General features: G+C 72.6%; 18 protein-coding genes. 8 read left to right on the forward strand and 10 right to left on the reverse strand.

Going from position 1 to position 20,575, the window contains the following annotated elements; genetic code table 11:
* Nucleotides 1-65: 65 nt before the first annotated feature.
* From ACZ6I1_RS04250 to ACZ6I1_RS04275, 6 genes are all read right to left on the reverse strand, one after another.
* Nucleotides 66-1,253 carry a YVTN family beta-propeller repeat protein gene (locus tag ACZ6I1_RS04250; protein ID WP_469282902.1) on the reverse strand — a complete coding sequence of 396 codons (1,188 nt, stop codon included), beginning with the start codon at nt 1,251-1,253 and terminating at the stop codon, nt 66-68.
* A complete protein-coding gene (locus tag ACZ6I1_RS04255; protein WP_469282903.1) occupies nt 1,250-2,059 on the reverse strand; it encodes a polysaccharide deacetylase family protein in 810 nt (269 codons plus the stop codon). The genes ACZ6I1_RS04250 and ACZ6I1_RS04255 overlap by 4 nt, the downstream gene beginning before the upstream one ends.
* A 365-nt stretch (nt 2,060-2,424) precedes the next feature.
* Nucleotides 2,425-2,937 (reverse strand): ATP-binding protein, encoded by a 513-nt coding sequence (locus ACZ6I1_RS04260; protein ID WP_469282905.1) that lies wholly within the window; start codon nt 2,935-2,937, stop codon nt 2,425-2,427.
* Nucleotides 2,938-3,176: 239 nt separating this feature from the next.
* A complete protein-coding gene (locus ACZ6I1_RS04265) occupies nt 3,177-3,944 on the reverse strand; it encodes an enoyl-CoA hydratase/isomerase family protein (RefSeq protein ID WP_469282907.1) in 768 nt (255 codons plus the stop codon).
* Between the two features lie 117 nt (nt 3,945-4,061).
* Nucleotides 4,062-5,306: a L,D-transpeptidase gene (locus ACZ6I1_RS04270; protein WP_469282909.1), complete on the reverse strand. Its 1,245-nt coding sequence runs from the start codon at nt 5,304-5,306 to the stop codon at nt 4,062-4,064.
* A 102-nt stretch (nt 5,307-5,408) separates the two neighbouring features.
* Nucleotides 5,409-6,629, reverse strand: coding sequence for a L,D-transpeptidase (locus ACZ6I1_RS04275; protein WP_469283223.1), 1,221 nt, complete (start codon nt 6,627-6,629; stop codon nt 5,409-5,411).
* Nucleotides 6,630-6,809: 180 nt separating this feature from the next.
* Between ACZ6I1_RS04275 and glgX the strand changes: the two genes are divergently transcribed.
* The 3 genes from glgX to ACZ6I1_RS04290 all read left to right on the forward strand — a co-directional run bounded on the left by glgX (nt 6,810) and on the right by ACZ6I1_RS04290 (nt 11,137).
* Nucleotides 6,810-9,107, forward strand: a complete 2,298-nt coding sequence (gene glgX, locus ACZ6I1_RS04280; RefSeq protein ID WP_469282911.1) for a glycogen debranching protein GlgX — start codon at nt 6,810-6,812, stop codon at nt 9,105-9,107.
* 74 nt (nt 9,108-9,181) lie between these two features.
* The gene (locus tag ACZ6I1_RS04285; protein WP_469282914.1) at nt 9,182-10,381 is read left to right on the forward strand and encodes an MFS transporter; all 1,200 of its coding nucleotides are present in this window, start codon (nt 9,182-9,184) and stop codon (nt 10,379-10,381) included.
* Between the two features lie 33 nt (nt 10,382-10,414).
* Complete coding sequence (locus tag ACZ6I1_RS04290; protein WP_469282917.1) at nt 10,415-11,137, forward strand: CDP-alcohol phosphatidyltransferase family protein; 723 nt, start codon at nt 10,415-10,417, stop codon at nt 11,135-11,137.
* Here ACZ6I1_RS04290 and ACZ6I1_RS04295 read toward each other — a convergent pair.
* Nucleotides 11,118-11,606, reverse strand: a complete 489-nt coding sequence (locus tag ACZ6I1_RS04295; RefSeq protein WP_469282919.1) for an FAD synthase family protein — start codon at nt 11,604-11,606, stop codon at nt 11,118-11,120. The two genes, ACZ6I1_RS04290 and ACZ6I1_RS04295, sit on opposite strands and share 20 nt — an antisense overlap.
* Nucleotides 11,607-11,778: 172 nt before the next feature.
* Between ACZ6I1_RS04295 and ACZ6I1_RS04300 the strand changes: the two genes are divergently transcribed.
* Genes ACZ6I1_RS04300 through ACZ6I1_RS04310 form a run of 3 tightly spaced genes read left to right on the forward strand, consistent with a single transcriptional unit; the run spans nt 11,779 to nt 15,943 of the window.
* Entirely contained in the window at nt 11,779-12,987 is a 1,209-nt protein-coding gene (locus ACZ6I1_RS04300) for a glycosyltransferase family 4 protein (RefSeq protein ID WP_469283225.1), read from the forward strand.
* On the forward strand, nt 12,984-14,729 hold the full coding sequence (locus ACZ6I1_RS04305; RefSeq protein WP_469282923.1) for a tyrosine-protein kinase domain-containing protein: 1,746 nt from the start codon (nt 12,984-12,986) through the stop codon (nt 14,727-14,729). The genes ACZ6I1_RS04300 and ACZ6I1_RS04305 overlap by 4 nt, the downstream gene beginning before the upstream one ends.
* The gene (locus tag ACZ6I1_RS04310; protein WP_469282924.1) at nt 14,726-15,943 is read left to right on the forward strand and encodes an MATE family efflux transporter; all 1,218 of its coding nucleotides are present in this window, start codon (nt 14,726-14,728) and stop codon (nt 15,941-15,943) included. The genes ACZ6I1_RS04305 and ACZ6I1_RS04310 overlap by 4 nt, the downstream gene beginning before the upstream one ends.
* A 260-nt stretch (nt 15,944-16,203) precedes the next feature.
* Here ACZ6I1_RS04310 and ACZ6I1_RS04315 read toward each other — a convergent pair whose 3' ends face one another.
* Entirely contained in the window at nt 16,204-17,715 is a 1,512-nt protein-coding gene (locus ACZ6I1_RS04315; RefSeq protein ID WP_469282927.1) for a hypothetical protein, read from the reverse strand.
* Between the two features lie 97 nt (nt 17,716-17,812).
* On the opposite strand from ACZ6I1_RS04315, the gene ACZ6I1_RS04320 reads away from it, so the two are divergent.
* Nucleotides 17,813-18,352: a WcaF family extracellular polysaccharide biosynthesis acetyltransferase gene (locus tag ACZ6I1_RS04320; protein ID WP_469282930.1), complete on the forward strand. Its 540-nt coding sequence runs from the start codon at nt 17,813-17,815 to the stop codon at nt 18,350-18,352.
* Nucleotides 18,349-19,470 (forward strand): glycosyltransferase, encoded by a 1,122-nt coding sequence (locus ACZ6I1_RS04325; RefSeq protein ID WP_469282932.1) that lies wholly within the window; start codon nt 18,349-18,351, stop codon nt 19,468-19,470. Before ACZ6I1_RS04320 ends, ACZ6I1_RS04325 begins: the two co-directional genes overlap by 4 nt.
* 18 nt (nt 19,471-19,488) lie before the next feature.
* On the opposite strand, the gene ACZ6I1_RS04330 is transcribed toward ACZ6I1_RS04325, so the two are convergent.
* Nucleotides 19,489-19,701 (reverse strand): hypothetical protein, encoded by a 213-nt coding sequence (locus tag ACZ6I1_RS04330; protein WP_469282935.1) that lies wholly within the window; start codon nt 19,699-19,701, stop codon nt 19,489-19,491.
* Between the two features lie 165 nt (nt 19,702-19,866).
* A complete protein-coding gene (locus ACZ6I1_RS04335) occupies nt 19,867-20,547 on the reverse strand; it encodes a hypothetical protein (RefSeq protein ID WP_469282937.1) in 681 nt (226 codons plus the stop codon).
* Nucleotides 20,548-20,575 lie beyond the last annotated feature (28 nt).

Consider the following 20,575-nt stretch of genomic DNA (forward strand, 5'->3'; position numbering starts at 1 on the left):
CCGCCCCGCCCGCCGGCCCCCGCTCCGGGTCTCGATAGCCGCCGGGCGCGGCCCTGCCGTGCCCGCTACCGGAAGATGCCGGTGTGGCCGAGCGAGTAGCGGCCGGGCTGCGGGTACACGGCGAGGCCGTGCGGGCCGCCGCCGACCGGGATCCGGGCGAGCTGCTTGCCGGTCACGGTGTCGATCGCGTAGACCTCCGAGTTGTAGCGGCCCGAGAGCCACAGCACCTTGCCGTCGGCGGAGACTCCGCCCATGTCCGGGCTGCCGCCGTCGGGCAGCGTCCACTTCTTGGTGAGCTTGCTCTTCGGGAAGTCGAAGACCGAGATGGTGCCTTCGCCGCGGTTGGAGACGTACATCTCCTTCGAGTCGCGGCTCACGTACAGGCCGTGGCAGCCCTTTCCGGTCGGCAGGAGCTTGGGGACCTCGAAGGTGTCGCCGCTGAGCACCCACATGCCGTGCGCCATCATGTCCGCGACGTAGAAGGTCTTTCCGTCCGGGGAGACCTTGACGTCCTGGGGCATGGCGCCCTCGAACGGCAGTTTCTGCTGGCCGATGACCTCCATCTTCTCGGTGTCGACCTTGAGGAGTTCGCCGGAGAACTCGCAGCTGACGATGAAGTAGCGGCCGTCGGCGGAGAAGTCCGCGTGGTTGACGCCGTAGCAGGTCACCGGGACGGTCTTCACGCGCTCCATCGTGTGCGGATCGCGGAAGACCAGCTCCTTGTCCATCGAGGCCATGACGATCGCGTACTTGCCGTTCGGCGTGAAGTACAGGTTGTACGGGTCGTGGACCTCGACGGGCTTTCCGGCCTCGCCGGTGGCCGGGTTGATCGGGGTGAGGGTGTGGCCGCGGTTGTTGTTGACCCACAGCGTCTTCAGGTCCCATGAGGGCACCACGTGCTGGGGCTGGACGCCGACCGGGATGGTGTCGATGACCTGGTACGTGACCGGGTCGATGACGGACACCGTGTTGGAGTTGGTGTTCGGCACGTAGACCCGGGACGGGAAGTCCTTGACCACCGGCGAGAGTTTGTTCGGCCGGTCCGCCGCGTACACGTCCTTCGGATCGAGGAGCGGGGGCATTCCGGGCAGGCCCGGCGGCGCCGCGGGGACGGCCTTCGGGGGTCGGGCCGGGCCCTTGGTGCCGAGCGCCTCGGCGGGTCCCTTGCCGGCCGATCCGCAGCCGGCCAGGGCGGCGAGGACCAGACCGGCCAGCAGCACGGCGGCCTTCCGGGGAAGGCGGGTGGTCTTCATGGCGTCAGCAGCTCCGTGGTGGTCACCGCGCGCAGCTCGCGGCGCGCGAGTTCTTCGAGGAGGGGCGGCATCGCGGCGGCCGTGTCCGCGTAGCCGAAGTGCAGGCTCACCACCGATCCGGGTCGGATCGTCCCGGTGACGGTGCGGGTGACGGCCGCGGCGCCGGGCGAGGTGAAGTCGAGGGAGTCCACGTCGTAGGAGAGGACATGCGGGTAGCCCGCTCGCTGGGCCAGCTTCTGGACGAGCGGGGTGGCGTGCTGGGTCTGGGAGGGCCGGAACCAGGTGCCGATGGAGCCGGTGAGCCGCCGCAGCCGCTGGGCGCAGCCGGTGATCTCGGCGTAGGCCTCCGCCTCGGGCAGGTCGTTGATGGCGAGGTGGCGCTGGGTGTGGTTGCCGAGTTCGTGGCCGCCGTCGAGGATCCGGCGGGCCAGGTCCGGGTGGGCGTCGAGCCAGCTGCCGACCGCCAGTACGGTGACGCGCGCACCCGCCTTCTCGGCCTCGGCCAGCACCGCCCGTGCGGTGGCGGGGTCTCCGTTGCCGTGGAAGGTCAGGGCGACCCGGGGGCGGTCGCGCGGGCCGTGGGCGATTTCGGCGGGCCGGCCGGCGTACCGGCGCGGGACGGCGGGCGCCGCGGCCGCGGCCGCCCCGGACGGCCGGGCCGGTCTGGCGGGGCCGGGGGGCGTGGTGGCGGGTGCGGCGGCGGGGCGGCCCGGTCCGCAGGCGGCGGTGAGGCCGGCCACGGCGGCTCCGGCCGTGGCGAGACCGCCCGCGCGCAGGACCGCGCGGCGGCCTGGAAGTGAGAGCACCTGCCCATTTAAGGGGTGGAAGGACCGTAAGGTAATGATTGACCCAATTCGGGACCTTCGCCGGAGTCGGTCGGCCGGGCCCCTGTTCGCTAGGTGATCAACGATTTACACCGAGCGTTCGATAGTTATTCATCGAATGCGAGGCGAGTGGCCCACCTCACCTAGGATTTAGCTAGAAACTCTCACTATTTGAACACTTATGTCCGACTAGGGACTTTTGGCGTTTGGGGTCGCGTCTGCCATAGTCGGAACCGCGACTTCCCCATTGACCCGAGCGAAGTCACCACGCCGGGGACCACACCCCATCGGTCCTCGGCGCACCCATGAAGCCCCCGCACCGCCCCCACCACGGCGACCAGGGGGCTTCAGGCGTTCTGGCGGTCCGCCACGCGCATCTCGAACCAGGTGATCTTCCCGCGGGGCAGCAGGTCGGCACCCCAGCGGTCGGAGAGCTTGTCGACGAGGAAGAGCCCGCGCCCGGTGGTGTCCAGCTCGTGGACCGGCATCAGACAGGGCAGCCCGCGCGAGGGGTCGCGCACCTCCACCCGGATCCAGCCGCGCCGCCGGAGCATGCGTAAGCCGAAGGAGCGGGCCCCGGTGTGCCGGACCGCGTTGCCGACGAGTTCGGAGACCAGCAGGACGGCGTGCTCGGAGATCTGCGGGGACAGCCCCCAGAGCCGTATCACCACGCACTGCGTGAGCCTGCGCGCGGTGCCGGCCGATTCCGGCATGGACGGCAGGATCACTTCCGCCTCAGCCGGATTCCCGTACAACTCCAGCGCCTTGAGGCCCTGTTCGTCCTCCGCTGCCGCCGTGAGCCGTACGGCCGAAGCGCTGCTGCGCTGCCGCGGCTGTTCCACACCCTCCAGGCCCGCCATGCACCCATCATGGAGGGCCGAACTGCCCCTCCGGGCCGTTCCACGGGAAAAGCCCCTGCGGAATCAAGGATTCCGCAGGGGCGTTCTGTCATATGCGAACGGCAAGGCGAGGTCAGGCGCACGATCCTGACCAGCAGTGACGCACAGCAGGAAAGTGATCACTGTGAGTGGATCACCGATGCGGCTTAAGGCTCCCTTAAGGCCTGGCTAATCCACTCGCAGGGGTCATGCGACGTGGCTCATGCGAACTTCGCCTTGCCCGGGCCCTCTTCGACGAAGCTGCGCATGCCGCGCTCGCGGTCCTCGGTGGCGAACAGCCCGGCGAACCAGTTGCGTTCGATGGTGAGCCCGGTGTCGATGTCGGCCTCCAGGCCCGCGTCCACGCACTCCTTGGCGGCGCGCAGCGCGATCGCCGGGCCCTGGGCCAGCTTCGCGGCCCAGGCGTGCGCCTGCTCGTACACCTCGGCCGCCGGGACCACCCGGTCGACGAGGCCCAGCGTGAGCGCCTCGTCGGCCTTGACCATGCGCCCGGTGAAGATGAGGTCCTTGGCCCGGGAGGGGCCGATGAGCCGGGACAGCCGCTGGGTGCCGCCGGCGCCCGGGATCAGGCCGAGCAGGATCTCGGGCTGGCCGAGCTTCGCGTTGTCGGCGGCGATCCGGTAGTCGGCGCAGAGCGCGAGCTCGCAACCGCCGCCCAGCGCGTAGCCGGTGACGGCCGCGACGACCGGCTTGGGGATGCGGGCGACGGCGGTGAAGGCGTCCTGCAGCGCACGGGACCGGGCGACCATCGCCGCGTGGTCCATCGCCTGCATCTCCTTGATGTCCGCGCCGGCCGCGAACACCTTCTCGCCGCCGTAGATGATCACCGCGCGGACGTCGGCCCGGTCGGTGGCCTCCACCGCGAGCTCGCGCAGCCGGTCCTGGGTGGCGATGTCCAGGGCGTTCATGGGCGGCCGGTCCAGGCGGATGGTGCCGACGCCTTCGGAGACTTCGAGAGAGATGGTCATACGGGGAAGGTTAGCCGCGGGGGGTCCGGGGGGGGTCCCCCGGAAAGGCGCAGCACGCACGGTGGTCCGGTGCTGTGTGTCACAGCACCGGACCACCGGGACGGCCTCATGCGGGGCTTACTTGATCCACTCCGCCCAGTCCATGTTCCAGCCGTTGAGGCCGTTGTCCGGGGCGATCTGCTTGTCCTTGGAGTTCTTCACGATGACCACGTCGCCGATCAGCGACTCGTTGAAGAACCAGGCGGCTGGCTCGCTGCCGTCACCGGCGCCGCGGACGTCCTTCAGGCCGATGCAGCCGTGGCTGACGTTCGCCGAGCCGAACGTGCTGGAGGAGGCCCAGTAGTTGCCGTGCACGAAGGTGCCCGAGTTCGACAGGCGCATCGCGTGCGGCACGTCGGAGATGTCGTACTCCCCGCCGAAGCCCACCGTCGCGCCGTTCATCCGCGTGACCTTGTACTTCTCGCTGATGACCATCTGCCCGTTGTAGGTGGTCGTCGCCGGGGCGCCCGCGGTGATCGGGATGTTCTTGAGCAGCTGGCCGTCGCGGACGACCTCCATGGTCTTCGCGCTCGCGTCGACCGTGGAGACCTGCGAGCGGCCGATCTTGAAGGTGACCGTGCGGGTCTGCTTGCCGTAGACGCCGGGGCGGCCTTCGACTCCGTCGAGGGCGAGCTTCACGGTGACCGTGGTGCCCGGGGCCCAGTACTTCTCGGGGCGGAAGTCGAGGCGGTCGTTGCCGAACCAGTGGCCCTCGACCGGCACGGCCGGCTCGGCCGTCACGGTGATGGCCTTCTCGACGGCCTCGGGGTTGGTGATGCCGCGGGTGAAGTTGATCGACACCGGCATGCCGACGCCGACGGTGGAGCCGTCCTCGGGCGTGTAGTGCCCGATGAAGGTGTTCGTCGGGGTCAGGGTGGTGAAGGTGGTGTCCTTGGCGGACTCCCGGCCGGCCTCGTCCTTGGCGACCGCGTGCACCTTGTACTCGGTGGCGGAGGCCAGGTGGCGGGCCGGCTCCCAGCTCGCGCCGTCGTCGGCGAGCTTGCCCTCGACCGCGTTGCCCTTGGTGTCGGCGACGGTCACCGTGGTGAGCTTGCCGCCCGTGCTCGTTATCTTCAGGACGCCGCTGGTGGCGACCTCCTTGGCGCCGTCGTCCGGCTTGATGCTGACCACGGCCTTGGACGCCTCGGTGCCGGTCTTGGCACCGCCCCCGGCGTTGTCGCTGCCGCTGCCGCCGCCGTTGTTGCCTCCGCCGCCGCCGCTGCACGCGGTGGTCAGCAGCAGGGCGGCCCCCAGCAGAAGGGCCGGCAGGCCGGTGCGGACGCGGCCGCGTATCGGCTGCAGGTTCACTCGTGTTCTCCCCATGTCCCCCGCGCGCGGGCAGTCGCGCGCTTGTCGACAGGTAATCACATGGGGACAACACGAAAAGCCACGGTCTTGTCACCGTTCCGTCCCAAGTGCGGGGCGTCAGGCGATGGCGGAGCCCGCGACCCAGTCGGCCCAGGACATGTTCCAGCCACCCAGGCCGTTGTTCGGGGCCACCGTCTTGTCCTGCGAGTTGACGACCTCCACCACGTCGCCGACCAGGCTCCGGTCGAAGAACCAGCCGGCCGGGGTGTCCGAGCCGCCGCCCTTGTCGTCCCGCAGGCCCACGCAGCCGTGGCTCACGTTGGCGTGGCCGAAGGTGTCGGGGCTGGCCCAGTAGTTGCCGTGCAGGAAGGTCCCGGAGGAGGTCAGCCGCAGGGCGTGCGGGACGTCGGGGATGTCGTACTCCCCGCCGAAGCCGACGGTCTGGCCGTTCATGCGGGTCACGTCGAAGAGCTCCATCACCACCATCTTCCCGTTGTAGGTGGTGGTCTTGGGCGCCCCGGCGGTGATCGGCAGGGTCTGCAGCAGCTGCCCGTCCCGGCGGACCTCCATGGTGTGCGCGGCCGCGTCCACGGTGGAGATCTGGGAGCGGCCGACGGTGAAGGTGATCGTCTTGTCCTGGATGCCGTACGAGCCGGGGGCGCCCTCGATGTCCCGCAGGTTCATCTTCACGGTGACCTCGGTGCCGGCCTTCCAGTACGCCTTGGGCCGGAAGTCGAGCCTCTCCTTGCCGAACCAGTGGCCCACGATCTCCACGGGCGGGTCCGAGGTGACGGTGATGGCCCGCTCCACCTCGGCGCGTCGCGCGATGGCCCGGCTGAAGTTGAAGGAGACGATCATGCCGGTGCCGACGGTGGAGCGGTTCTCCGGCTTGAAGTAGCCGATGAACCGCTCCTCGGGAACGTAGGTGGTGAAGGTGGTGTGGCGGGCCTGGCGGCGGTCGTGTCCGTCGAGCGCGACGACGTCCACGGTGTACTTGGCCGCGAGCGAGAGCCGAGCGGCCTCCGGGTCGGGGCTCCAGCTGAGCCCGTCCTCGGCGATGGTGCCCGGCACCCGCTCCTCCTGCGCGTCCTCCACCTTGGTGACCACGACCCGCTCGAGCCGGCCCTCGGGAACGGTGACGCCGAGCCGTCCGTCGGCGGGCACCCCCTTGGCGTTGTCCTCAGGGGTGATCCGGATGGCCTCGTCGGGCGAGCGGGGTTTGCCGGGCAGCTCGATCTCGACCGGGGAGCGGCCGTCCTGGGTGCATCCGGCCAGGCCGCCGAGCAGGCCCGCCCATGCCGCCACGGCGGCCAAGCCCGCCCCTGCCCGCCTCGTCAGAAGTGTCACGCCCCCTCCAACGACCGGGCCCCTCCGGGGGAAACGTGAGCGGCGCGCACGTTCCGGGCGGAACAGTCCGGGCAGAACAGTGTGAAGGACCAGACGGGGACGGGCCCGGGCCGGGACGCCGGGGCCGCACTCCCCTCCCCCGCAGGTACCCAGGAGCCGTGGAGGCGGGCAGTGTCGAGCGCAGCAGAGCAGGAAGAGGCGGTGGAAGCCGTCGCAGACGCGGCGGACGCCGCGGTCCGGGGCGGGGGCCGTACCGCGCCCGTGCCGAACGGCCAGGTCAGGGGCCAGGGCTCAAGGGCGTCCGGGCGCCCGGGGCCACGCGTGTGGCCCGGGTCCTCGCATCCCCTGGGGGCCCGGTTCCACCCCGGGCCGGACGGGACGGCGGGCACCAACTTCGCCCTGTGGGCGCAGGGCGCGGAGGCGGTGGAGGTGTGCCTGTTCGACGAGTCGGGGGCCGAGACCCGCTGCGCCCTGGCCGAGCTCACGCACGAGATCTGGCACGGCTTCGTGCCCGGCGTACGCCCCGGGCAGCGGTACGGATTTCGGGTGCACGGCCGCTGGGACCCCTGGACCGGGGCCCGGTACAACCCGTCGAAGCTGCTCCTGGATCCGTACGCCCGGGCCGTGGACGGCGAGTTCAGCCTGCCGCCGGAGGTGTACGGGCACGTCCGGGACTGGCCGCAGCAGTACATCGCCGACACCGTGCGCGACGACCGGGACTCGGCGCCGTTCGTGCCCAAGGGGGTCGTGGTCCACGATGACGACGACTGGGCGGACGACGTCCGGCCGAAGACCCCGTGGGCCGATTCGGTGATCTACGAGCTGCACGTGCGCGGCTTCACGATGCGCCATCCCGGGGTCCCCGCGGAACTGCGCGGCACATACGCGGGCCTCGCCCACCCGGCGGCGGTCGAGCACCTGGTGAAGCTGGGCGTGACGGCGGTCGAGCTGCTTCCGGTGCACCAGTTCGCGCACGAGGACCACCTGCTGCGCCGCGGGCTGCGCAACTACTGGGGCTACAACTCGGTCGGCTACTTCGCCCCGCACGCGGGCTACTCCTCGAGCGGTACGGCGGGCCAGCAGGTCGGGGAGTTCAAGCGGATGGTGCGGGCCCTGCACGCCGCGGGGATCGAGGTCATCCTCGACGTGGTCTACAACCACACGGCGGAGGCGGGCGAGCTCGGTCCGACGCTGTCGCTGCGCGGGATCGACAACCGGGGTTACTACCGGCTCCAGTCCGACCAGCGCCGGTACGCCGACTACACGGGCTGCGGGAACACCCTGCACGCCGGGCGCCCGCACGTGCTGCGCCTGATCACGGACTCCCTGCGGTACTGGGTGACGGAGATGGGGGTGGACGGCTTCCGCTTCGACCTGGCGGCGGCGCTGGCCCGCTCGATGCACGACGTGGACATGCTGTCGCCGTTCCTCGCGGTGATCGCCCAGGACCCGGTGCTGCGGCGGGTCAAGCTGATCGCGGAGCCCTGGGACGTGGGCTCGGGCGGCTACCAGGTGGGGGCCTTCCCTCCGTTGTGGACGGAGTGGAACGACCGGTACCGGGATGCCGTCCGGGATTTCTGGCGGGGCGCGCTGCCCGACGTACGGGACCTCGGCTACCGGCTGTCGGGGTCGAGCGACCTCTACGCGTGGGGCGGCCGGCGCCCGTACGCCTCGGTGAACTTCGTGACCGCGCACGACGGGTTCACCTTGCGGGACCTGGTGTCCTACGAGCGCAAGCACAACGAGGCCAACGGGGAGGACGGCCGGGACGGGACGAACGACAACCGGTCGTGGAACTGCGGCACGGAGGGCGATCCGCCCGGGGGCACCGATCCCCGGATCGCGGCGCTGCGCCGCCGGCAGCTGCGCAACCTCCTCACCACGCTGCTGCTGTCGACGGGGGTGCCGATGCTCGTCGCGGGGGACGAATTCGGGCGCACCCAGGGCGGCAACAACAACGCGTACTGCCAGGACAACGAGACGGGCTGGGTGGACTGGTCGCTGCTGGAGGATCCGGCGTGGCGGGAGCTGTTCGCGCTGACCGCGCGGCTGATCTCGCTGCGCCAGGCCCATCCGGTGCTGCGGCGGCGGGCGTTCTTCTCCGGGCGGCCGCAGGCGGTGGACGGGCTGCGGGACCTGGCCTGGTTCACCCCGGCGGGCCTGGAGATGACGGAGCGGGACTGGTACGCGCCGGCGGCGGCGCTGGGGATGTACCTGTCGGGGCGGGACATCCCGGGCCGTGACGAGCGGGGCCGCCAGGTGACGGACGACAGCTTCCTGGCCCTGCTGCACACCGGGGACCGGCCGGTGGCGTGGGTGCTGCCGGGGGCGCCGTGGGCCGAGGCGTACGAGGTGGTCCTGGACACCTCGCGCGAGGCCCAGTCCGAGGCCCCGCTGACCCGCCACCGCGGCGGGGAGAGCCTGACGGTCCCGGCGCGTTCGGTCCTGCTGCTGCGGGTGACCGGTTAGGGGGTCTCTGGTGGATCGGGTCCGGGGGGCGGGCCCGGTCCTCGGCGTTCGCCGACGAAATAGTCTTCCTTGCCATGACCCCGACCATCTGGCGGCTGCTGGCCGGCCGTACGTTCGCCGCCTTCGGCACCGCCCTCATCCCCACCACGCTCACCCTCGCGGTGGTGCACACCGGTTCGGCCGGCGATCTCGGCCTGGTGCTCGCCGCCGAGATGGTGCCGATGCTGCTCCTGCTGCCCGTCGCCGGAGTGGTCGCCGACCGCTTCCCCGCCCGGCGGGTGGTGCTCGCCGCCGACCTGGCGCGGGGCGCGGCCCAGGTGGGTACCGGTCTGCTGCTGCTCTCCGGCCCCGTACGGATACCGGAGCTCGCGCTGCTGTCGGCGGCCACCGGGGCGGCGGTGGCCTTCGGGAACCCTTCCGCCCGCACGCTGGTGGCCGCCGTGGTCGCCGGGCCCGAGCGGCTGCGGGTCAACTCCCGCCTGATGGTGGCCCAGGGGCTCGCGACGGTCGCCGGGCCCGCCGTCGCCGGCACGCTGATGCTGCTGATCGGCGGCGGCTGGGCCTCCCTGCTGACCGGCGCGCTGTTCGCCGTATCCGCGCTCACCCTCGGCGGGCTGCGCACCCCGGCCCGCCGGTCCCCCGGCACCCGGCCCGGGTTCACCGCCGAACTGCGGGCCGGCTGGACGGAGACCCGCCGGCACCCGTGGTTCCTGGCCAACGTCATGGCCCACGGGGTCTGGCATCTGGCGGCCGGGCTGCTGCTGACCCTCGGGCCGCTCATCGCCGTGGAGTCCCTCGGCGGCGAGGGCTCCTGGGTGGTGGTCGCCCAGGCCGGTACGGTCGGCCTGCTCGTCGGCGCCTGGGCCGCCGGCCGGCTCCCGGTGCGGCGGCCCCTGGTCTGGGTGGCGGTGGCCTCCGCCGTGTTCGCCGCGGCCCTGGCCGCGTTCGGGCTGCGGCTGCCCGCGTCGGTGGCCGCGGCGGCGTACTTCCTGGGCATGGGCGGGGTGGGGCTGCTCAGTCCGCTGTGGGAGACCGAGATCCAGCGGCGGGTTCCGGCCGAGGCCCTGGGCCGGGTGGGCGCGTTCGACACCCTGATCTCCTTCGCCGCCCGCCCACTGGGCCTCACGGTGGCCGCCCCGCTCGCCGCCGTCACCGGGACCGCGGCCGTGCTGCTGGCCGCCGCCGCGGTGACGGCCGCCGCCAATCTGTCCGTGCTGCTGCTTCCGGACGTACGCGAACACCCCGAGCCGGAGCCCGCTTCCGCCCTGCGATGATGTGTTCGACATCGTCATTTTGGGGGGCCGCGCATGGGCAGAGTCGGATTCGCGCTGCGGGAGCTGCGCGGAGCGCAGAAGTCGGCGAAGGGCGTTTCGCTCTACTCGCGGTTCGTGAACCGGCCGACCGGGCGGTACCTGGCCGCCGGGTCGTACGCGCTCGGGCTCACCCCGAACCAGGTGACGCTGGTCAGCGCCGCCTTCAGCTTCGCCGCGGCGGCGGCGGTCGCACTGGCCGCGCCCTCCTGGGGGCTGGGGATCGCCGTGTGGGCCGCGCTCGCCGTGGGGTTCGCGTTCGACTCCGCCGACGGCCAGCTGGCCCGGCTGCGCGGGAGCGGCAGCGCCGCGGGCGAGTGGCTCGACCACGTCGTGGACTGCGCCAAGCTCACCGCGCTGCACTCCTGCGTACTGATCGCCTTCTACCGCTTCCCCGAGGCCTACGGGACGGGCGGGGACGGCTGGCTGCTGGTACCGCTGGGCTTCCAGTTCGCCGCGATCGTGACCTTCTTCGGCGGGCTGCTGACTGAGAAGCTCAAGCCGCGGCCGGCTCCGGGCAGCCCCGCCGCCGCGCCGTCGACCGTCCGCGCGGTGGCGTTGCTGCCCGTGGACTACGGGGTGTTCTGCCTGGTGTTCCTGCTGCTCGGCGGCGGAAGGCTGTTCGCCTGGGCGTACGCGGCCTTCGGGGTGGTCGCCGGGCTGTTCCTGCTGGCGTTCCTCGCGAAGTGGTTCCGGGAGCTCAGCGCCGTTCCGCGGTGAACGGCTCCGTCACCTTGGCGGGTTCGGCGAGCGCGTCCAGTGCCCGGCGCAGCTGGGTGCTGGAGGTGTGGACGGTGTAGGGGAAGTAGACGACGTCGACGCCGTGGGCGGCGAAGTCCTTCTCCAGCTTGTCGCCCTTGGGGGTGCCCCGCCAGTCGTCGCCCTTGAAGATGACGTCGAAGCGGACCTGCTTCCAGGTCTCCACCTTGTCCGGGACGGTCTCGACGAAGGCCGCGTCCACGTACTTGACGCTGCGGACGATCTCCAGCCGCTCCACGAGCGGGATCATCGGGCGGCGCCCCTTGGCGAGTTCGGCCATCTCGTCGGAGACGACTCCGGCCACCAGGTAGTCGCACTGACTGCGGGCGTGCCGGAGGATATTGAGATGTCCGATATGGAACAGATCGTACGCACCCGGCGCATAGCCGACCCGGTACGGTCTGCGCGCGGGCGCGCCAAGTTCGGACATTTCCCGCTCCGTCATCTCTTACCCCCCAGCAGCCACACCCCCCGGTGTAGCGGATTAGCAGACAATAGCGTGCACGTTCCGCAGCACGCGGGTGAACGAATAGGGTGACGTGCGCATCATCCAGGGGAGAAGGGGACGCTCAGTGTCCAGATCCGGTCACCGGCGCCTGCTGCTGGTCTCCACCAACTACGCACCCGAGCACGCGGGAATCGGGCCGTACGCCACTCAGATCGCGGAGCACTGGGCGCAGGATCTCGGCCACGAGACCCACGTCCTCGCGGGTATGCCGCACTACCCGGCATGGTCGCTCGAGCCGGAGTACAAGGGGGCGCTCCGGCGCACGGAAGAGCGCGCGGGCGTCATCGTGCACCGGCGTGCGCACACCGTGCCGCAGCGCCAGACCGCCGTGAAGCGGGCCCTGTTCGAAGGATCGATTCTGCTGCACGGCGCCGCGGCTCCGCCCCGGATGCCGAAGCCGGACGCGGTCCTGGCCCAGATGCCCAGCCTGGCCGGCGGGGTGCTGGCCGCCCGGCTCGCGGCACGGTGGAAGGTCCCGTACGTGCCGGTCGTCCAGGACCTGATGGGCGCCGCCGCAGCGCAGAGCGGGATCAGCGGCGGCGACAAGGCGGCCGCCATCGCCGGGCGCGCCGAGGCGTACGCCCTCAAGCGGGCCACCCTCGTCGGCGTCATCCACGAAACCTTCGTGGACCGGGTCGTCGGCATGGGCGTCGACCCGGCGAAGATCCGCCTCGTCCCCAACTGGTCCCACGTGGCCGTGCCCACCAAGCCGCGCGGCGAGACCCGCCGGCACCTCGGCTGGGCCCCGGACCAGACGGTCGTCCTGCACTCCGGGAACATGGGCCTCAAGCAGGGCCTGGAGGTCCTCGTGGCCGCCGCCCGGCTCGACCCCGGCGTCCGTTTCGTCCTGATGGGCGACGGCAGCCAGCGCTCCGCGCTCGCCGAGATGTCGGCCGACGTACCCAATCTGGACATCATCCCCCCTGCCGCCGACGGCGAGTTCCCCGATATCCTCGCCGCGGCGGACGTGCTCGCGGTCACGCAGCACGCCGCCGTGCTGGACATGAGCGTTCCGTCGAAGCTCACCTCCTACTTCCAGGCCGGCCGGCCCGTCGTCGCCTCCGTGGCCGCGGAGGGCGGGACCGCCCAGGAGGTGGAGCGCTCGGGAGCAGGGGTGCTCGTACAGCCGGAGGACCCCGAAGCCCTGCTGAAGGCCGTACGGGTCCTGGCCGAGGACCCGGACGGCGCGGACGCACTGGGAGCGGCCGGGCCCCGCCACGTGGCGGCCCACCTGAGCCGCGAAGCGGGCCTGGCCCGCATCGACGCACTGATGGACGAAGCACTTGGGGGTCCCCGGCCGTGATCGAGACGAACCGCCCGGCTGCCGCACCGGCCGAGGACGAACCCGATCTCCTCCGGGACCAGTTCCGCCAGCTCCTGCGCTACCGCCGGCTCCTCGGCGCGGGCATCGGGGTCGGCCTGCTGGGCGGCGTCTACCTCGGCATCTCCACGGCCGACACCTACGTCGCGACCGCCGACGTGGTGCTGCGCGCCCCCACCGACGACCCGTTCAACCCGAGCCTCGCCCCCGACAAGGCGATCAACATCGGCTCGGAACGCCAGGTCGCGCTCAGTTCCTCCATAGCCAACGAGGCGGCGAAGAAGCTCGGCGTGTCCGCCTCCGGCTTCGCGGCCCTGCGCAGCGGGCTCCAGGTGACCAACCCGCCGCAGACGATGGTGCTCCGCTTCACGTACACGGCGTCCTCCCCCAAGGAGGCCGCCAAGCGCGCCAACGCGATGAGCGAGGCGTACCTGCTCAAGCGGCAGGAAGCCCTCGACGTCACCCGCGACACGATGGTCAAGGGCTACCAGGACCAGCGCGACCCGGTCGCCAAGTCCCTCGACGAGCTCGTCAAGCAGATCAACTCGATGCCCGCGGGACCGGGGCGTGACGCCGCGTACTCCTCCAAGACCGACCTGCAGAGCAAGGTCAACACCCTCAACAGCAACATCGCCAAGCTCCAGGCCCTGGACATGACACCCGGCCGGGTCACCAGTGCGGCGACCCCGCCCGCCGCGCCCGACGGGCCCGGGCTGCCCATGTCGCTCGCGCTCGGCGCGGCCGTGGGCCTCGCGCTCGGCTTGCTGGCCGCCTGGGTCCGGCTCGTGTTCGATCCGGCGCCGCGGTCCGAGGGCGACGTGGCGCGCGCCCTGCGCGCGCCCGTCCTGGGCTACCTGCCCCGCGACCGTACGGGCGGCGGGCCGCTGCTCGCCGCCGGCGAGGCCGATCCGCGGCTCGCCGAGGAGTACCGCTCGGTGGCCTTCCGGCTCGCCTACGACTCCCGCTTCGCCGACCGGCGCCGGCTGCTCGTCGTCGCCCCGCGCGGCAGCAGCGAGACCGCCGCAGCGGTGGCCGTGAACCTCGGCGCCTCCTTCGCGGAGACCGGCAAGGACGTCCTGCTCATCGAGGCCGACCTGCGCACCCCGGTACTGGCCAGCCAGCTGCCGACCGACGCGGGCGGCCGGCCGCGCTGGAGCCAGACGCCGGGCGGACAGGGCGGCGCGAAGCACGGGGACACCGAGTGGCCCGACGGACGCCAGCTGGTCGTCGACGCGGGCGAGTCCGGTGCCTTCGACCTGATCCCGGGCGAGCGGGTGCGCAACGTCGCCCGCGCGCTGACCTCCCCGCGCGCCACCCGGCTGATCTCCGAGGCCGACTCCCCCAACGCCACCGTCGTCGTGCTCGCGCCGCCGGTGCTCTCGTACGCCGACGCCCTCGCGCTCGTCGACCGCGTCGACGGCGTCCTGGTCGTGTGCGACCCGCGCGCCGTCCACCGCTCCGACCTGTCCCGGATCCGCGAACTGATCAGCGGCGCCGGGGGTACGGTGCTCGGCGCGGTGCTGCACGCCCCGCTGCCCGGCGAGAAGCGCGGGAAGGGCGGAAAGGCCGGGAAGGGCGGGGGGACCGCGCCCGCCCCCGCACCGGCTCCTTCGGCGTCCGCGCCGCAGCCGCTGACGCGCGAGTCGGCCGGGCCGGAGCAGCACATCCCGGGCGACGGCACCGACACGGTCGCGCTGCGCACCGTCCGCATGGGCCGGAGATGAGCCGGCGCGGACTCGCCGCCGTCTCCTCTGTCCTGGACCAGGCCGCCTCCAGCGCCACCAACATCCTCGTGGTGGTGCTGGCCGCCCGGCTGTCGTCGGCGGCCGGGTTCGCCGACTTCTCGATGGTGTACGTGGCCTTCACCGTGCTCCTGGGACTGAACATGGCCTACGTCGGCCAGAGCCTCGTCCTGGAGAAGGCTTCCGAGGGGCTGGGTGCGGCGTGCCGGTCGGCCGTGGGCTTCACGGGGGCCGCCTCGGCCGCCGTGGGCGCCGTGCTCGCCGTGGCGGGCCTGCTGCTCGGCGGGGCCGGCGGGCGGGCCTTCCTCGCGCTGGGCCTCGTACTGCCGCTGGTGCTCGTGCAGGACGGGCTGCGGTACTGCTTCTCCGCGCTGCGCGCCCCCGAACTGGCGCTGGCCGCCGACGCGCTGCGGCTGGTGTGCGTGGTCGCGGCGCTGGCGGTACAGCCCTCCGGGGCGCCGGCGGGGCGGCTGGTGCTCGTGTGGGGGCTGTCCGCGCTGCCCGCGCTGGGGCTGGGCCTGTTCCTGCTGCGGCCGTACGTGCGCGGCGCGCGGGCCGACCTGGGCCCGTATCTGCGGCGCGGGCACCTGGGGCAGCGGTTCGTGGTCGAGTTCGCGGTGGGCAACGGCTCCAGCCAGCTCGCCGTACTGGGCCTCGGCGTCTTCGCGACGCCGCTGGCCGTGGGTGCGCTGCGCGGGGCGACGACTCTCTTCGGGCCGCTGAACGTGCTGTTCAACTCGGCGAACTCCTTCGGGCCGCCGGTGCTGTCGCGGGTCGGCGGGCGGCGGGCCGTGGTGCGGGCGACGGCGGCGCTGGGCCTGATGTTGGCCGCGATCGGCGCGGGCTGGGCCGCGGTCCTCGCGGTGCTGCCCGACCGGGTGGGGCGGCAACTGCTGGGCGAGACCTGGGCGCCGGCGGCCGCGCTGCTGCCGGCGACGGGGGCCCAGTACGCGGTCATGGGCCTGGGCACGTGCGCGCTGCTCACCCTGCGCGTCCTGGCCCCCAAGGCCACGCTGTCGGTGCAGGTGGTCTTCTCCGTGCTGTCGGTGGCGCTCCTGCTCGGCGGTTACGCGGCATGGGGCCCGCTCGGCGCCGCGTGGGGCCTGGCGGCGGGCTCGGCCCTCAAGGCCGCGGCCGCGTGGTTGCGCGTGGCCCGCCTCTCGCCTGCGGCGAAGCCCGCCCCGACCCCGGCCTGACCCGACCGCCGAGCGGCCCAACCCCTGGGGCTCCGCCCCAGACCCCGCGCCTCAAACGCCGGCGGGGCTGAGTTGTGCCCCGGCGCGCTGGAGGGTGCAGCGCCGCTGCGGGGGCTCCGCCCCCGAACCCCCGCGCCTCAAACGCCGGCGGGGCTGGATTGTGCCCGGCCCGCACCTTATAGGCGGCATCAGGCAAATCCAGCCTCGCCGGCGTTTGAGGCGCGGGGTGCGGGGCGGAGCCCCGGCAGCGGCGCGCGCCGTCAGCGCAGGGTCGTGCCGCGGTCCTGGCGGTACGTGGCGACCAGCGCCAGGCACAGGGCCGCGATCGCCACGCGCCCAGAGGCCTGGAGCAGCGGTCCGCGCAGCAGGATGAAGGAGTAGCCCGCGACCAGCGGGACCACCACCGAGATCAGGCTCCCCGGCGGAGCCCTCCTGGTGGCGCGCTTGGCGTAGCGCCGGTCGACGCGGGCCGACGCGTAGCCCATGCCCAGCAGCCCCGCCCCCATCCCCAGCGGCCCGAAGTCGAGCCACAGCTCCGCCCAGATGGGCGAGGAGAGGTTGGTGTTGACGGTGCCCATCCACTGGCCGACCATCACGCCCGTGTCCCGCGGCTTCCCCGACCACACCGACCTCGGCACCGCGAAGAGGACCGACCCGGCCAGCTGGCGCCCGTAGTAGTGGCCGGGGCCCGACTCGGAGAAGGTGATGGTGTTCGCGAACATGCCGATCTGGTCGTAGTCCTTGAGCGCCATCGGCTCCAGGAAGGACGTGGTCTCCACCGGCTTGTAGTTCTTCTCGTCGTACCGGAAGCGGTCCGCGAACGGGAAGACGAGGAGGGCGACGACCACGGCCATCGACAGCGCCACCCGGTACATCGCCGCGCTGACCGGGAAGACGGTGAAGAGCAGGGCGAACATCACCGTCAGGAACCAGTAGCGCGGGTTCGAGATCGGGTTGTTGACCACCAGGTTCAGCAGGGCGAGCGCCGCCCAGGTGACGATGATCGAGACCTTGCGGCGGGCGTACTTCGAGGTGATCAGCCAGCGCGTGTACAGCAGCAGCGACAGCAGCGCCGGCACGGTGCCGAAGCCGCGCAGCAGGGCCTGTCCGGCCTGGCCGTCGCCGTTGGAGACGCCCGCCTCCTCGATGCCCGCGATGATCTCCTGGCGGCTGGAGAAGAACACCGCCGGGCCGCCGAGCTTCATCACGAAGGCCGCGCTGCACAGGAAGGAGAGGCCGGTCAGCAGTTGGAGCCGGCGCCGGTGGGTCATGACCGGCCGCGACTGTTTCTGCGAGCCCCCCGCGCGGCCGGCCGGCCGGTGGCGGGCGAGCAGGACGCCCACGTCGAAGGCGGTGCAGCCGAGCAGCACCAGACCGATGGCGGCGGTGAGGTCGGAGCGGGGGCCGACGACGGGGGTCGGGACCTGGCCGAGGACGGCCTGGGCGAGCGGGGCCACGCCCATGGCCATGTAGACGAACAGCCAGAAGGAGCCCTGGAGCAGCTTGCGCCGGCTGGTGAGCACCATGGCGGAGAGCCGGGCGCCCGCGTACATGGTGAGCAGCAGCTGGAGCCAGAACGCGGCGTCGCGCTGGCCCGCGCCCGACTGGACGGCGACGAACAGCGGCAGGAAGACGGAGAAGCCGAGGGCGAGCGGGACGGACAGCGCCCGGGAGAGCAGGGTGCGCGGGGTGGTGACCCGGCCCCACAGGGACTCGTCCTCGACGGGGGACGGCGCGGGAGTGACCGGGGGCTTGCGTACGTCCGTTGCCACTGCCGCCCCCGCCCCATGTGCCTGATCCGGGCGCAGTCTAGTCTGAGCTGGCTGCGCCAGGGGAGGCGCGTTCAGGGTGGACGATCGGGGCTTTGAGTTGCGTGACCTTCCTGCCTTCACGCTGGGCGGATACGACAAGGGGCGCGGGCTGCTGACGCAGGCGCTCTGGTTCGCCGTGATGAACACGCTGTTCATGAGCTGGTTCTGTCCGGCGCGGCTGCGGGTGGCCCTGCTGCGCGCCTTCGGGGCGCAGATCGGCGAGGGCGTGCTGATCCGGCACCGGGTGCGGGTGCTGTGGCCGTGGAAGCTCACCGTCGGGGACCACACCTGGATCGGCGAGGGCGTCTGGCTGCTGAACCTGGAACCGGTGACGATCGGTGCGCACGTGTGCCTCTCGCAGGAGGCCATGCTGTGCACCGGCTCGCACGACCACCGGGCCGCCGACTTCCGCTACCGCAACGCCCCGATCACGGTCGAGGACGGCGCCTGGGTGGCGGTACGGGCGACCGTGCTGGCCGGGGTGACCGTCGGCCGCTGCGCGGTCGCGGGCGCGGGCGCCGTCGTGCACAAGGACCTGCCGGAGCTGACCCTGCAGACCCAGGACGGGCGGCGCCGCCCGGTGGAGGAGCCCAAGTGAGAATCCTGCACGCGGTCACCCTGCACTCGCCCTCGCACGCGTTCGGCGGGCCCGTGCGGGTCGCGCTGAACCTGTCGAAGGGGCTGCGGGCCCGGGGGCACGAGGCCCGGCTGCTGGCGCTGGGCGAGGGCTTCGCCGACCCGTGGCCGACGGACGTCGAAGGGGTTCCGGCGAAGCTGTTCCCGGCGCGGCGGATCCTGCCCCTGGGCTTCAGCGGGATGACCTCGCCGGCGCTGCTGGCCTCGGCCGGGCGGCTGGTCCGGGACGCGGACCTGGTCCACGTCCACCTGGCCCGGGACCTGGTGACCCTGCCGGTGGCCCTGGCCGCGCTGCGGGCCCGCAAGCCGCTGGTGCTCCAGACCCACGGGATGGTGGACCCGAGCGGGAGGCTGCTGGCCAAGGTGCTGGACGCGGTGGCGGTACGCCGGCTGCTGCGCGGCGCGGACGCGGTGCTGTACCTGACCCCGCACGAGCGGGCGGGCCTGGACGCGGTCGTCGGCGGTGCACCGCTGTCGCGTGCGGTCCGGCTGGTCAACGGCACTCCGGCGCAGGAGCAGCGCCCTGCCCCGTCCGGTCCGCCGCGCATCCTGTACTCGGCGCGCCTGCAGGCCCGCAAGCGGCCGGTGGACTTCGTGGACGCGGCCCCGGCGGTCCTCGCTTCGCACCCGGACGCGCACTTCGTCGTCGCGGGCCCGGACGAGGGCGAACTCGCCGCCGTCCGCGCCCGCATCACCGCCCTGGGCCTCGGCGACCGCTTCACGGTTCCCGGGGCCCTGTCGGGCGCGCAGGTGCTGGCGGAGCTGCACCGGGCCCACGTGTACGTCCTGCCGTCGGTGGACGAGCCGTTCCCGATGTCGGTGCTGGAGGCCCTCGCGGTGGGCGTCCCGCCGGTGGTGACCCACTCCAACGGCCTGGCCCGCGACATCGCCGCCGCGGGCGCGGGCCGCGCGGTCGACCCGGGCCCGGCGGGCGTGGCCTCGGCGGTGCTGTCCCTGCTGGACCCCGCGGCCAACGCCGCCGCCTCGACGGCGGCCCGCGAACTGGCGGCGGGATCCTTCTCCATGGACGCGGTCCTGGACACCCTGCTCACGGTGTACGAGGACGCCGTCCGGGGCTGAAGGGCGGCGCCAGCGGCACTAGATGTCGCGGCGCTGCTCCACGACCGGGAGGGCGCCCATGGCGCGGCGGCGCTTGAGGACGCTGCTGTAGACGGCGAGGCCGATGAGGCCCACCGCCATCATGATCAGCCCGGCCACGTCGAGGTTGACGCTCTCCATCTCCCAGTCGGTGGCGAACGTGAGGATGGCTCCCACCACGATCAGGCCGATGCAGCCACCCAGGCCGGTCATAGGACTCGCCTCCCTAAGGGGTCGGTTGTCGTCGTGCCGTCGTCGTGCTGTCGTCGTGCTGTCGTCGTGCTCCGGTCCCGCGGGTACCCGCGCCGGGCACGTGAAAACGCCCCCCGCGGCCGGTGGTTCGGCCGCAGGGGGCGTTCTCGTCGCGTGCGGTGCCCGTTACGCCGGGATCCAGGCGTAGCAGCCCGAGGAGGTGAACTCGGCGGTGCCCGGCGGGATCGTCGCCGTGATCTTGTCGCCCGCGTTGGGCGGGGTCTCGGGGCCCGAGGCGAGGATCGAGCCGTCCTTGCCCTTCGCCTCCCACGTGCAGGTGGAGGCCTGGGTCAACGCCCGGTAGCTGCCGGCCGCGGGCGAGGTGCGGGGGCCTTCGGGGAAGCCCTTCTCCGCCGCCGCGAGGATCGGCTTCTGCTCCGGGCACAGGTGGGTGATCGCGTCCTTGGCGCCCGCGATCTCGCCGGTGATGACGGCGCCGGTCGCCGCGTCCTTGTCGCGCTTCGCGGTGCGCGCCACGCGCTGGCAGGCCTCCTGGCCGGACTGCAGGACGGCCGCGGGGTCCATCTTCTCGGGGACCCGACCGCTCAGGTACTTCTTCTCCTGCGCCGTGAAGGTGCCCGTCTTCGGGGTGAGCTTCGCGTCGGGCAGGACGGGGCCCGTCGGCTTCGCGTCGGCGCCGGTCGCCGGGGGCGCCGGGCTGTCCGCCGGGTCGGGGACCGCCGAGGAGGCCGGGGGCTTCGCCTTCGCCTCCGCGCCGGAGTCGGCCTTGCCCCCGCCGGAACTGCAGGCGGTCAGCGTCAGGGCGGCGGTCAGCAGGACAGCGGCCGCTGCGGAGCGTCGGTACATCGGATGGCTCCCGTACTTACTGGGTGGG

It is taken from the genome of Streptomyces sp. NPDC046303, from assembly GCF_055588085.1.